Annotated in this window: 11 protein-coding genes and 1 pseudogene; 7 read left to right on the forward strand and 5 right to left on the reverse strand. The window is 72.7% G+C overall.

The window, feature by feature from the left end; translation table 11 throughout:
- Window positions 1-75: 75 nt before the first annotated feature.
- From AMK31_RS42445 to AMK31_RS25850, 4 genes and pseudogenes are all read left to right on the forward strand, one after another.
- Window positions 76-186, forward strand: a pseudogene (locus AMK31_RS42445) (serine hydrolase domain-containing protein); the annotation flags it as partial.
- Window positions 187-666: 480 nt separating this feature from the next.
- Window positions 667-1,641, forward strand: a complete 975-nt coding sequence (locus AMK31_RS25840) for an STAS domain-containing protein (RefSeq protein ID WP_073943029.1) — start codon at window positions 667-669, stop codon at window positions 1,639-1,641.
- Between the two features lie 159 nt (window positions 1,642-1,800).
- A complete protein-coding gene (locus AMK31_RS25845; protein ID WP_241842717.1) occupies window positions 1,801-2,313 on the forward strand; it encodes a DUF5994 family protein in 513 nt (170 codons plus the stop codon).
- Window positions 2,314-2,446: 133 nt separating this feature from the next.
- The gene (locus AMK31_RS25850) at window positions 2,447-3,640 is read left to right on the forward strand and encodes a PP2C family protein-serine/threonine phosphatase (RefSeq protein ID WP_073943030.1); all 1,194 of its coding nucleotides are present in this window, start codon (window positions 2,447-2,449) and stop codon (window positions 3,638-3,640) included.
- A gap of 460 nt (window positions 3,641-4,100) precedes the next feature.
- On the opposite strand, the gene AMK31_RS25855 is transcribed toward AMK31_RS25850, so the two are convergent.
- Entirely contained in the window at window positions 4,101-5,216 is a 1,116-nt protein-coding gene (locus AMK31_RS25855; protein ID WP_073943064.1) for a serine hydrolase domain-containing protein, read from the reverse strand.
- A gap of 11 nt (window positions 5,217-5,227) precedes the next feature.
- Entirely contained in the window at window positions 5,228-6,565 is a 1,338-nt protein-coding gene (locus AMK31_RS25860) for a multidrug effflux MFS transporter (protein ID WP_073943031.1), read from the reverse strand.
- Between the two features lie 86 nt (window positions 6,566-6,651).
- Here AMK31_RS25860 and AMK31_RS25865 point away from each other — a divergent pair, with 86 nt between their 5' ends.
- Window positions 6,652-7,686, forward strand: a complete 1,035-nt coding sequence (locus AMK31_RS25865) for a Gfo/Idh/MocA family protein (RefSeq protein ID WP_073943032.1) — start codon at window positions 6,652-6,654, stop codon at window positions 7,684-7,686.
- Here the strand turns inward: AMK31_RS25865 and AMK31_RS25870 are convergent.
- Window positions 7,673-9,313: an alkaline phosphatase D family protein gene (locus tag AMK31_RS25870; protein ID WP_073943033.1), complete on the reverse strand. Its 1,641-nt coding sequence runs from the start codon at window positions 9,311-9,313 to the stop codon at window positions 7,673-7,675. The two genes, AMK31_RS25865 and AMK31_RS25870, sit on opposite strands and share 14 nt — an antisense overlap.
- A gap of 134 nt (window positions 9,314-9,447) precedes the next feature.
- On the opposite strand from AMK31_RS25870, the gene AMK31_RS25875 reads away from it, so the two are divergent.
- Entirely contained in the window at window positions 9,448-10,218 is a 771-nt protein-coding gene (locus AMK31_RS25875; RefSeq protein WP_073943065.1) for an SDR family oxidoreductase, read from the forward strand.
- Window positions 10,219-10,710: 492 nt separating this feature from the next.
- Here AMK31_RS25875 and AMK31_RS25880 read toward each other — a convergent pair whose 3' ends face one another.
- Together AMK31_RS25880 and AMK31_RS25885 are read right to left on the reverse strand one after the other, a co-directional pair.
- Window positions 10,711-11,715, reverse strand: coding sequence for an aldo/keto reductase (locus AMK31_RS25880; protein ID WP_073943034.1), 1,005 nt, complete (start codon window positions 11,713-11,715; stop codon window positions 10,711-10,713).
- A gap of 48 nt (window positions 11,716-11,763) precedes the next feature.
- On the reverse strand, window positions 11,764-12,090 hold the full coding sequence (locus tag AMK31_RS25885) for a nuclear transport factor 2 family protein (RefSeq protein ID WP_073943035.1): 327 nt from the start codon (window positions 12,088-12,090) through the stop codon (window positions 11,764-11,766).
- Window positions 12,091-12,244: 154 nt separating this feature from the next.
- Here AMK31_RS25885 and AMK31_RS25890 point away from each other — a divergent pair, with 154 nt between their 5' ends.
- The gene (locus AMK31_RS25890) at window positions 12,245-12,841 is read left to right on the forward strand and encodes a DoxX family protein (RefSeq protein ID WP_073943036.1); all 597 of its coding nucleotides are present in this window, start codon (window positions 12,245-12,247) and stop codon (window positions 12,839-12,841) included.
- The last annotated feature ends 14 nt before the right edge of the window (window positions 12,842-12,855 follow it).

The raw sequence follows: 12,855 nt of genomic DNA on the forward strand, positions 1-12,855 counted from the left end.
GGTGAGCGGTGCTCTGGAGGGCGAGCGGTGCGCGCGGACTCCCAGGCCCACATCACGGGCCTTCGGCGAAGCCGTCCCACCGACGGCCGGTGGGCGGTGCTTTTGACCAGCAAGCTCTACTACTCCCGCGACCGCGAACCGCTGACCGGTGTCCGCAACGCCTTCCGAAAGCCGGCTTTCACTTAGGAACCGGTCCTCCTGGCGTGGGACGTTTCGCTCGGATGGGTTCGGAGACCCGGCGAGCGGAGGTCGCGTCGCGTGCGGGTTCGGAAGTGAGCTGGCATTCAATTCGTCCACCCGCACTGCCGTCCGGCTTGAGCACGGGCGGCAGCGCTGTGCTGGCACCTGCCGCGACAGGGCAGGGGCGTGGTGGCGCCCCCGCCCATGCCCCGGCGGCCCTCTGCTGTGAGGTGGGCGTCCTTCGACGCAGCCGCTTCCGGTTGCGGCCGACGTACGGTTGAAGTACCGAGGGCATCACGCACTCCGGCCCCCCACGCCGGGTCGTCCTCGGCGAGAGACGAGTGAATCCGGGCCGCCCCCCTGGTCGGCGCGGAGACGGGTCGGCACCATGTCCGCCGCGGTCGAGGCAACTCAGCGCAAGCTCATCACGGCAGGAACCGCGCTGAGCACCCGCGCAGGTCCGCGACCCCGCCGAGGGGAGACGTGATGGCCCTTTCCAGGCTGGACATCCATCGGCGGAACCGAGGAGAGCGAACGCTCGTCACGCTTGCCGGCGACATCGGGCCGGCCACGACGCCGCTGCTGCGGGCCGCAGTGGAGCAGTGTCTGCTGGACGGCGTCACCGAGATCGACATCGACCTGACCACGGTCGGCTCCTGCGACGCCAGGGGCTTGGACGTCCTCCTGTCGGCAGCACGGCGCGCCGGCCGGGTCCACGCTCGCCTGCGGCTGCACCATCCGTGCGCTCAGATCGCCCGGCTCCTCGATGCCACCGGATCGACTTCGCTGCTCCTTACGGCCCCCGTGAGTCCCGTGCCGCCCACCGCATCCAGCGACCTCATGAGTACCGCGACGCGGGCGCCCGAGGACCCCGCGCGTCGGCCGGACCAGCCGGTCCTCAGGGACGGTGTCCGCCTTCGCCGGCTGACCCGCCGGCAGGCAGAAGACATGCGCGAGGACATCGCCGACCTGGCTGCGGAGTCCGTCGCGGGCACCCTCGGAGAGGCGTACCACGACCGCGGAGACTTCCTGCACCGCTTGGCGGTCACCGCCCACCGCCCCGGCTTCGCCCTGGTGGTCGCCGAGACGACGGTGCTGGTCGGTTGCGCCTTCGGTTTTCCGGTGGGCTCTGACGGCTCCGACGGCCGGCAGGGCGGCGGAACGCTCCAGGAGATCATCCAGCGGCTCACCTCCTGCGCGCGGTTCGTCGTCCTGACCCAGGTCGTGGCCCATCCGCACGCACAGCACCGCGACATCGCCCACCGCCTGCAACAGCGTCTCCTCACAGACCTGCACTCCTCCCTCGGGGTCACCCTGCTCCATCCTGCCGACCGGGGAGCGCGAGCCGCCTTCTCGTCCTGGGGCTGGCAGAACATGGGTGAGGTCCTCGGCCTGCCCGGCCCCGTCGCCCCCTGCGTGCTGACCTTGTCCGCCGGAGGGCAGCCCTTGGCACGCCGATGATGTGGCAGTGCGATGGCCGCCCGCCACGCCGCCTGCCACAGCCGGGAGTAATCTGAGACATACCGAGAACTTCCGGGCGCACGATGACGACGGCGCCGTTCCCGGCGAGCGACAGACACGGGCAGCCGGAAATCGCACGGCCCGGAACGGAATCGCACGATGAACATCACCACAGAGCACGCCGAAGGTGCGGTGCCGGGGGACGGACACTCCTACCGGATGCCCTTGCCCCGGCTGCGCCTCATGCCAGGTGTCAGCCATGGCCCGCTGGACGGCGCATGGTGGCCGCGCTGCGACGCACTGGAACTGGAGCTGCCCGCGCTGGTCGGCTCCTTGGATCCGGGCACCGGCACCGTCACCCGCGTGACCGTGGAAACGGCCGCCTGGCCCGATGCCCCGCAGGAGGTGATGGCGCCCGGCCACGTGATCGAGGTGGTGCTGACCGATTCCGCCGCCGAGGCGCATGCCATCACCGTGGACTGCGGCACCGTGGGGAGCTGGGAACTGCTGGTGATCCCCCCGGACGAGCCGGCCCGAGTGGCCACCCGGCTGCTGACCGCTGCTGCCGACCCCGCGAACCCACTGTCGGCTCCGCGCCTGCTGGCACTCGCCGAGAGCGGCCTCGACGGACAGAACGCTTGGGAGTCGGAAGGCGGAGCCGGACCGAGATAAGCAGCACGACCCGGCCGACTCCCCGTGACCGTCGGGCCGGGCGTCCACGACCGCATGATGGAGCCATGGCACCGACACATCCTTTGTCATCCGGGCCCGCCCCGCCCGAAGCGTGACCGCGGAAGGTGAGGGAATGCCAGCAGGACGGCGACCGGACCGGTCCGAAAGCTTCGGGGAAGCCCTCCTCGGAAAGATCCTGGACAGCGCGCACGAACTCCCGCCCCATCTCATCGGACCCCTGGTCGCCGACGTGACGGAGCGGCTCGGTGGCCGCCGTCCGCAGGTGCTGTTGCAGGACTACGGCCAGTTGGTGCTCGTACCGCTGCCCGGGGAGGGCCTCACCAGCGGGGAACCACAGGTGATCGACGACTCCGAGGCGGGCCGCTGCTTTCTCGACGCCGTCCCCGTGGAGGTGCCTCAGGAAGACGGCGTCCGGGTCCATCTGCCCCTACTGGACGGCGGTGACCAGGTGGGGGTCATGGCGGTGACGCTGGACGGCGTCGATGACGACGACCGCCGCCTGCTGCTCAGAATCTCCGGCCTGGTGGCCGACCTTTTGGTGACCAAGCACGGCTACTCCGACCTGTTCTTCGACGTCCGACGCGATGAGGCCATGAGCGTCGCCGCGGAGATCCAGTGGTCCCTGCTGCCACCGCTGGCCATGATCATGCCCCGGGTCGCCGTGGCCGGAATCCTGGAACCCGCCTACGACGTGGGCGGCGACAGCTTCGACTACGCGCTGAACGGCGATGTCCTCCACGTGGTCATGATCGACGCGATGGGCCACGGACTGGACGCGGCCACGATGGCCACCGTGGCCATCGGCGCCTACCGCCACGCCCGCCGCTCCGGCATCGGACTGTCGGAGATCTACGAGTTCATGGACCGCGCCGTGGCCGAGCAGTTCGGTCCCGAGCACTTCGCCACCGCGCAGATGCTGCAGCTGGACACCACCACGGGGCAGGTGCAGTGGGTCAACGCCGGGCACCCGCCGCCGATCCTCGTCCGCGACCACCGCGTCGCACAGCGTCTGGTCGCCCCGACGACCCTTCCCGTCGGCCTGGGTGGTTCGCAGCCGCGGGTGAGCGAACTGGGGCTGGTGCCCGGGGACCGAGTCCTCTGCTTCACCGACGGAGTGGTCGAGGAACACAAGAGCGGCGGGGAGGAGTTCGGCGAGGACCAGCTGATCGACTGTGTGAACCAGCTGGAGAGGACCGGCCGCGGCATCCGGGCGGTGACGCGCTCCCTGTCCCACACGCTCACGCAGGCGCGGGGCGGACAGACCAGCGACGACGCGACACTGCTCATGGTGGAGTGGCGCGGCTGACCTCTCGTCCCCGCCGTCCGTCACCGTTGCACGGCGGCAGGTACCGCACTTCCGTGCGGCCACTGCCCCTCGCCGCCGGTGGACGGTTCACGCCTGGAGCGCAGGGACGCGGTAGGGCGGTTCACCGCGGCCGTCGGCTGCCTCGACAACACGCCGGTCGGATACGCCTACGGCCGCACGCGGCAACCGGACACGCGATGGTGGAGCGGCTCTGCCTCTACATCGACAAGGCTCTCACTGAGCAAGGAGTCGACGTCGCGGCCCTGACCGCCAGGCACGGACTCGGCAGGCACGAACTCACCGATCAGTGGCGGGACTGGTGAACAGCCCACCTGCGTAGGAGGTCGGACCGGGGCCTCCGGACGCGACGTTGAGCCAGATCTGCAAGGCGCTGGGCCCTCCGCCCGCCGTCGCACCACAACCGCACCACAACCGCACCAGATCAGGGCAAGAGCCCCGCTCACACCCCCCGCACCGCCCGCGCCACCCGTGTCCCCGCCGCCGCGCGGGGTGTGCTGTCCGGGGTGCGGCGCCTCGGGTGGACGGTGTTCGCCAGCAGCACCAGGAACGTGTCCGTCGCCGGGTCCAGGACCAGGGACGTGCCTGTGAACCCGGTGTGGCCGGCCGCGCCGCGGCCCGCCAGGGCGCCCATGAACCAGGGCTGGTCCAGCGCGAAGCCGAGGCCCGGCGGCGTCAGGAGGAGTTCTACGAAGTCGGGGCCCAGGATGCGGGCGGGACCGTAGGCGCCGCCCGCGAGCAGTGCCCGGCAGAACACCGCCAGGTCCCGCCCGGTGGAGAAGAGCCCGGCGTGCCCGGCGACCCCGCCGAGCGCCCAGGCGTTCTCGTCGTGCACGACACCCCGCAGCATGCCCCGGTCCGCCTTGGCCCACGGCCGCCGCTGGTCCTCGGTGGCGGCCGCGCCGGGGCAGGGCCCGAAGTGGGTGTTCGTCATGCCCAGCGGGCGGGTGATGCCGTCCCGGACCAGGGTGTCCAGCGGGCGTCCGGTGACCCGCTCGAGGACGTGCTGGAGCAGCAGCATGTTCAGGTCCGAGTACCGGTGCACGCCCGGCTCCCCGGTCGGCGGCTCGGCCCGCAGCAGGGCGAGCCGTTCGGCGTCGTCGGCGCAGTCGTACAGCGGGAGTTCGGGCCGCAGTCCGGAGGTGTGGGTCAGCAACTGGCGTACGGTGACGCCGTGCCGGGCCGCCGCGCGGAACTCGGGGAGGTACGCGCCCACCTTGGCGTCGATGCCGAGGGTGCCCCGCTCGATCTGCTGCACCGCCGCGACCGAGGTGAACAGCTTGGTCAGCGAGGCCAGGTCGAACGGGGTGTCCAGGGTCATCGGCACCCGGGCCGTCTCCGGCAGCTCCACCCCGGCGTCGCGCTGCGGGTCGTACGCCGCGTACCGCACCGCCCAGCCCGCCGCCTCGGCCACCGCCACCACCGGGCCGCGTCCGGCGACCACGACCGCGCCGGCCGCCCAGGGGCGTTCCCCGGCGGTGAGGGCGTGGACCTCGTGGACGAGCCGGCCGCATTCGGCGGGGTCGAGTCCGGCGCGTTCCGGTGTGCCGTCGCGCAGTCTCGGTGCGCTCAGCTTGCTCCCCCCTTGCTCTGCGCTTCGCCCGAGCGGGTCACGGGCCCGCCCTCCGCGATCGCGTCGGCCTTCCAGGGGCGGCACATTGCCACGAAGCAGGCCGCCGCCACCAGCGCGGCCACCAGCTGGACGACCGCCATCGGGACGGCGGTGTCCTCCCCGGCGATGCCGACCAGCGGGGAGGCGATCGCGCCGATGAGGAACGAGGACGTGCCGAGCAGCGCGGACGCGGATCCGGCCGCGTGCCGGGTGCGCAGCAGGGCGAGGGACTGGGCGTTGGGCAGGGTGATGCCCATCGCGGTCATCAGCACGAACAGCGCGGCGGCCACCGGCGCCAGGCCGGTATCGCCGAAGACGCCGAGCGACATCAGCAGCAGCGCGGTCGCGGCGAGGACGACGATGGTGAGGCCGACGGCGAGGACCCGGTCGAGCCGGACCCGCCCGATGAGCACCTTGCCGTTGATCTGCCCGGCGGCGACCAGTCCGACCGAGTTCAGGCCGAACAGCAGGCTGAAGGTCTGCGGGGAGGCGCCGTGGATCTCCTGGATGACGAACGGCGAGGCGGCGATGTAGGCGAACAGCGCGGCGAAGGCGAAGCCGCCGGTGAGCAGGTAGCCGGTGAAGGGCGCGTCGGCCAGCAGGCCGCGCATCGAGCGGAGCGCCTCGCCGACGCCGCCGGTGTGCCGTTCGGCGGCCGGCAGGGTCTCGGGCAGCTTCGCCCACACCACCGCGGCGAGCAGCGCCCCGACGACGGTGAGCACCACGAACACGCCCCGCCAGTCCGTCACCTGGAGGATCTGCCCGCCGATGAGCGGGGCGACGATCGGGGCGACCCCGGAGATCAGCATGAGGGTGGAGAAGAAGCGGGCCATCTCCACGCCGTCGTAGAGGTCGCGCACGACGGCGCGGGCGATGACGATCCCGGCCGCGCCCGCGAGGCCCTGCGCCAGCCGGAAGGCGACCAGGGACTCGACGGTGGGGGCCAGCGCGCACAGGGCGGTGGCGACGACGTAGACGGCGAGTCCGGCGAGCAGCGGGCGGCGGCGGCCCCAGCGGTCGCTCATCGGGCCGACGACGAGCTGTCCGAGCGCCATGCCGGCCAGACAGGCGGTGAGGGTGAGCTGCACGGTCGCGGCGGGGGCGTGCAGGGAGCGGGTGACCTCCGGCAGCGCGGGGAGGTACATGTCCATCGCCAGCGGCGGTGTGGCGGTCAGTCCGCCGAGCACCAGGGTCACCAGCAGGCCGGTCCGGCGTCGCGCACGCGGGGACGGCCGCGCCTGGGGTGCGTCGGCCGCCTGTGACAGTTCCGGTATGGATGCCCCGCGTTCGGGCATGTGGCCTCCCTTTCCTCGCGGTCCGGTCCCTATGCTCTCAGCTCGAACAGAGTGCCTGTTGTCACTGGGACGAGCATGGGGCGGGAATGACGGCGGACAGCGTGCGGTGGGGGATTCTGGCGACCGGCGGGATCGCCGCCGCGTTCACGGCGGATCTGGTGGATCTGCCGGACGCGGAGGTGGTCGCGGTGGCCTCGCGGACCGAGGCGTCGGCGAAGGCGTTCGCGGAACGGTTCGGGATCGACCGGGCGTACGGGGACTGGGAGGCGCTGGCGCGGGACGAGGACGTGGACGTCGTGTACGTGGCCACGCCGCACTCGGCGCACCGGGCGGCGGCCGGGCTGTGTCTGGCGGCGGGGCGGAACGTGCTGCTGGAGAAGCCGTTCACGCTGAACGCGCGCGAGGCCGGGGAGCTGGTGGCGCTGGCGCGGGAGCACGGGCGCTTCCTGATGGAGGCCATGTGGATGTACTGCTCGCCGGTGATGCGGCGGCTGACGGCGCTGGTCGCGGACGGGGCGATCGGCGAGGTCCGCAGTGTGCAGGCGGACTTCGGGCTGGCGGGCCCGTTCCCGCCGGCGCACCGGCTGCGGGATCCGCAGCAGGGCGGGGGCGCGCTGCTCGATCTCGGGGTGTATCCGGTGTCGTTCGCGCAGCTGCTGCTGGGTGAACCGTCGGGGATCGCGGCGAGTGCGGTGCTCTCGGAGGAGGGCGTCGATCTCCAGACGGGGGCGGTGCTCTCGTACGCGAGCGGTGCTCTCGCCTCGGTGCACTGCTCCATCGTGGGCGGTACGCCGACGGCGGCGTCCGTCACCGGATCGCTGGGCCGCATCGACATCCCGCACGGCTTCTTCCACCCGGAGCGGTTCGTGCTGCACCGCGCGGGGCGCGACCCGGAGGAGTTCGTCCACGACCCGGCCGAAGGCCCGCACAACAGCCTCAGGCACGAGGCCCGCGAGGTGATGCGGGCGCTGCGCGCCGGGGAGACCGAGTCCCCGCTGGTCCCCCTCGACGGCACGCTCGCCGTGATGCGGACGCTCGACGCGATCCGTGACCGCGTCGGCGTCCGCTATCCGGGTGAGGCCCCCGAGGAGGACCCCACCGCGCGGCTCACGCCGGCTTGAGCCCCGGCTGACCCGCCTCCGTCACGAAGGACGCCGCCGTCGTGACCGGCGCCCCGGGCGTCGTCACGTACGGCACGGTCCGGAAGTCGGCCCGCGCCTGCTCCCGGCCGAGCGTGACCGCCACGTAGCCGCGCCGGCCGTTGTAGAACTTCAGGTGCGGGTTGGCGGTCATGTAGGTGTCCCAGTTGGCGGGCTTGTCGGAGCCGTCCCGGCCGCTGGCGATGGAGGTGGCGACGATCTCGGTGCCCAGGGTGCGCGAGGCCGGGTCGTCGAAGTCGTCCTTGATGTCGAAGGCGTACCCGACGTGCACGTCACCGGTGAGCACCATCAGGTTCTCGATGCCGGCTGCCTTCGCGCCGTCCAGCACCCGGCGGCGCGAGGCGCGGTAGCCGTCCCAGGCGTCCATGGACACCCGTGAGGGCTCGGTCAGGTCGAACTTCCGCTGGGAGAAGGTGACCTGCTGCGGGACGACGTTCCACAGCGCCCGGGAGCGCTGCCAGCCGTCGAGCAGCCAGCGCTCCTGGGTCTCGCCGGTCATGGTGCGGGTCGGGTCGTCGACCTCGGGGCCGGGTACGTCGGAGCCGTCGCCGTAGGCCTGGTTGCTGCGGTACTGGCGGGTGTCGAGGACGTCGAACTGGGCGAGGCGGCCCCAGTGCAGGCGCCGGTAGAGCTGCATGTCCGGGCCCTCGGGCAGCTGCGGGCGGCGCAGCGGCTGGTTCTCCCAGTAGGCGCGGTACGCGGAGGCGCGGCGCAGCAGGAACTCCTCCGGCGGCACGTTGTTCTCGGGGGTGTCGTCGGCGTAGTTGTTCTCGGTCTCGTGGTCGTCCCAGGTGACGACGAAGGGGTGCGCGGCGTGTGCGGCGCGCAGGTCGGGGTCGGTCTTGTAGAGGGCGTACCGCAGGCGGTAGTCCTCCAGGGTGACGGTCTCCCGGTTGAAGAGGGCCGGCAGGACGCGGTCGGTGTAGTTGCGGTTGCCGCCGGCGGAGTTGACGGCGTACTCGTACAGGTAGTCGCCGAGGTGGAAGACGACGTCGACGTCGTCCTGGGCGAGATGGCCGTACGCGGTGAAGTAGCCGTCGTGGTAGGCCTGGCAGGAGACGGCGGCCAGGCGGAGCGCGCCGGTCTGTTCGCGGGGGTCCGGTGCGGTGCGGGTGCGGCCGGTCTCGCTGATCCAGCGGCCGACGCGGAAGCGGTAGTAGTAGGCGCGGCCGGGGTCGAGGTGGGAGACCTCGACGTGCACGGTGTGGTGGAACTCGGGGTGGGCGGGGGCGGTGCCGCGTCTGACGATCCGGCGGAACCGTTCGTCGTGGGCCAGCTCCCAGTGCACGGTGACCCGTTCGGCCGGGAGGCCGCTGTCGGGCTGGTAGGGGGCGGGGGCGAGGCGGGTCCACAGCAGGACCGAGCCGGGCAGCGGGTCGCCGGAGGCGACGCCGAGGGTGAAGGGGTCCTCGGTGATCCGGGCCGCGTCGAGTTCGGCGGCGCTCGCCGCGCCGGCGGCCGGCAGGTTGACGGCGAAGGCGAGGGCGGCGGCCGCGCCGGTGACGGTGAGGAAGCGGCGCCGGCCCAGGTGGCGGGCGGCGGCGCGGAGTTCGGGGGCGTGCTGTGGCTGGCGGTCTGCGTGAGTCATCCGGTCCTCCCCTGACAGATGGATGCCTCACGCATTGGAGTGGCCGGGGGCGACTCCCGATAGGCGTGTACAGGACAACCAGATGTCGGATGGATGAGTTCCGGATGGCGGACCGTCCCGTACGCTGCGGGCCCATGAATGCGAAGCGAACGGAGAGTCGGCCGGGGATCGCCGTGGTGACCGGCGCGGGTTCCGGCATCGGGCGCGCGGTCGCCGTGGAGCTGCTGGGCGCGGGCTGGTCGGTGGCGCTGGCGGGCCGCCGGGCACAGACGCTGGAGGAGACGGCGGCGCTGGCGCCCGAGGGCGTCTCGCTCACGGTGCCCACGGACGTGTCACGGCCGCAGGACGTGGACGCGCTGTTCTCGGCCGTCGTCGACCGGTTCGGGCGGGTGGACCTGCTGTTCAACAACGCCGGGACGTTCGGGCCGGGCGGGGTGCCGGTCGAGGAGCTGCCGTACGACGCCTGGCGGCACGTCGTGGACACCAATCTCAACGGGGCGTTCCTGTGCGCGCAGGCGGCGTACCGGCGGATGAAGGAGCAGGACCCGCAGGGCGGCCGGATCATCAACAACGGCTCGATCTCGGCGCACACGCCCCGCCCGCACTCGGTCGCCTACACGGCCACCAAGCACGCGCTGACCGGCCTGACCAAGTCGCTGTCGCTGGACGGGCGGCCGTACGGCATCGCGGTCGGCCAGATCGACATCGGCAACGCGGCCACCGACATGACGGCCCGGATGCAGACGGGCGCGCTCCAGGCCAACGGCGAGATCGCGCCGGAGCCCGTCATGGACGTGGCCGACGTGGCGCGTACGGTGCGGCACATGGCAGAGCTGCCGCTGGAGGCGAATGTCCAGTTCGCGACGGTGCTGGCGACGGCGATGCCGTACGTGGGGCGCGGCTGAGCGGACGGGTCACACCCGACGGCCGGGCCCGAGGACGACCGGCGGCCGGGCCCGGAGACCCGAGGGCCTAGGGGGTGTCTCGCCGATCATGCCGGGCTCGCGGCGCCTGGCACCGCACCTCGCCGCGTTGTCGTCACTCTCCCCCACGCTCGAACGAGCTCCCGCGGGGGCACCCCCATCGCGCCGCATCGACTCCCTCCTCCGCCTTGCGATGCACGGCACCAGACGCCGCTCCCTGATCCGGCCTGATCGACGAGACACCCCCTAGCCCGAAGGGCAATCTACACATGCGGAATTCAACCATCCGCCCCCACGGCCTCCGGCGGACGGCCTATGCTCGACTCCCCTCCACAAGAACTTCACACTTGGAGGGCCGGGCTTCCGCCGACCAACACCAGGGGGGAGACGCGCGGCCGTTCCACGGCACCGGGTTGGGGGTGGGCCTCGCGCGGGACCGCGAGGAACGCACCGGTGCGTGGAACGGCCGCCGCGTCACACGGCCGCCGGCCGGCCGCCCAGGATGCGGTCCACCTCCGCCAGCTGCCCGGCGGTCAGCGGCCCCTTCGCCAGCGCGCCCGCGTTCTCCTCGGCCTGCGCGACCGAGCGGAAGCCGGGGATCGGCACCGCGCGCGGACTGCGCGCCCACAGCCAGCCGAGGGCGCCCTGCGTCAGCGTCCGGCCGTCGGCGGTGAGCACCTCGCGCACCGCCTCCACCCGGGCCAGCCACGCGGGATCGGCGCCGGAGCCGTCACCGAAGCCGCGCAGCCAGGCCGGCGGCCTGCTGCGGATGTCCCCCGCCTCCGGGCGCGGGCGGCCGGCATGCCGTCCGGTGAGCAGGCCCATCGCCAGCGGGCTGCGCACGACGCTCGCCAGGTCCAGCGCCTCGCTCAGCGCGAACAGCTCCGGCGCGTCCTGGAGCACGTTCGCGGCGTGCTGGACGGCCGTGCAGTGCGGGCCCTCGGCGAACAGGGCGGCGCGGGCCGGGTCGTCGGTGCTCCAGGCGTACGCCCGGATCAGCCCCTCGCGGACGAAGTCCTCGCACAGCTCCCGCAGCCGCACGGCCTGCTCCGGGTCCGCGTCGGGCAGGTGGAACTGGTAGAGGTCGACGTAGTCGGTGCCCAGGCGGCGCAGGGAGGCGGTCAGCGCGCGCCGGGCGTACGCCACGGAGTCGTCGCCGCCGGTGAAGGTGCGGGTGGCCTCGTCGAACAGGAAGCCCCACTTGGTGGCGACGACCACCTCGGCGCGGCGCTTGCCCAGCGCCCGGCCGAGGACGCGTTCGCTGTGCCCGGCGCCGTAGGAGTCGGCGGTGTCGAAGAAGGTGACGCCGAGGTCGAGGGCCCGGCGGATCGCCCGTACGGACTCCTCGTCGTCGACCCTGCCCCAGCCCAGGGGCTGCCCGTCGGGCGTGCCGTACTCGCCGCCGACGGCCCAGCAGCCGAAGCCGAGGGCGCTGATCCCGATACCGCTGCGTCCCAGTACGCGTGTGGTGTTCTCCATGCCCGCGCACGCTAGGAGTTGAAGTGCGCGCGAGGGCAAGGGAAGGAGTTACGCCTGCCCGGTCTCGAAGCGCGAGATCCGGCCGTCGTCCTCGACGGTGAAACGCCAGCGGGTGCGCATCTCGCCCCAGGTGTCGTTGCGGTAGCGGGCGATGAGGGCGCGGCCGCCGGCGGACTCGTTGTCGACCTCCATGTGGCCGTGCGAGGAGAAGATCTCCTCGTCGATCCATGCGGCGAGGTCCCGGTCGGAGCCGTCGTCGGCCATCGTCGCGCCGGGCGCGAGCAGCGCCATGAAGCCCTCGCGGTCGTGTGCGTTGACCGCGGTGACGAAGGCGCGGACGGCCGGGTCGCGCAGCTTGGCAGTCTGAATCGTCATGCCGTCAGCGTCACACCGGCCCCGGCACCCCGCCACCCGAACGGCGGCGGCGGAAGGGACCGCCGGGAGCGAGGGTGCGACGGTGAGAGCGGGGAAACCGGGGCGGGGTCGCATCACACGCTTGTTCCGTTCCGTCTGTGCTCCGGGAGTCAACGTGACGTTCTTCGACCGACGTGATCTGGGTCTGCTGCTGCTCCGGCTGGGTGCCGGCGGGGTGCTCGCCGCGCACGGGACGCAGAAGCTGTTCGGCTGGTTCGGCGGCGGCGGTATCGAGGGCACCGGCCAGTTCATGGAGTCCGTCGGCTACCGGCCGGGCAAGGCCAGTGCCACCGCGGCGGGCCTCGCGGAGACCGGCGGCGGCACCCTGCTGGCCCTGGGCCTGGCCACCCCGGCGGCGGGCGCGGCGGCGGCCGGGGCGATGGCGGGCGCGGCGGCCGTGCACGCCCCGAACGGCTTCTTCAACATGAGCGGCGGCTACGAGTACGCCGCCACCCTCGGCCTCGCCGCCACCGGCCTCGCCGTCACCGGCCCCGGCCGGCTCTCCCTCGACCACGCCACCGGCCACGTCCTGGACCGCGGCTGGATGGTCCCGCTCGCGCTCGGCGTGGCGGCGGCCGGTACCGCGCTGGTGGTGGGCGCCCGGGTCAAGCACCTCCGGCGGGAGGCGGAGAACCAGGGCGCGGAGCAGGACGCGCTGTTCGACGAGACGCCCCCTAGGTGTATTGGCCTGGAGCGTTGTTCACTCGGCTGATTGGCGATTGGCCT

This window comes from Streptomyces sp. TSRI0107, from assembly GCF_001905845.1.
Classification (GTDB): domain Bacteria; phylum Actinomycetota; class Actinomycetes; order Streptomycetales; family Streptomycetaceae; genus Streptomyces.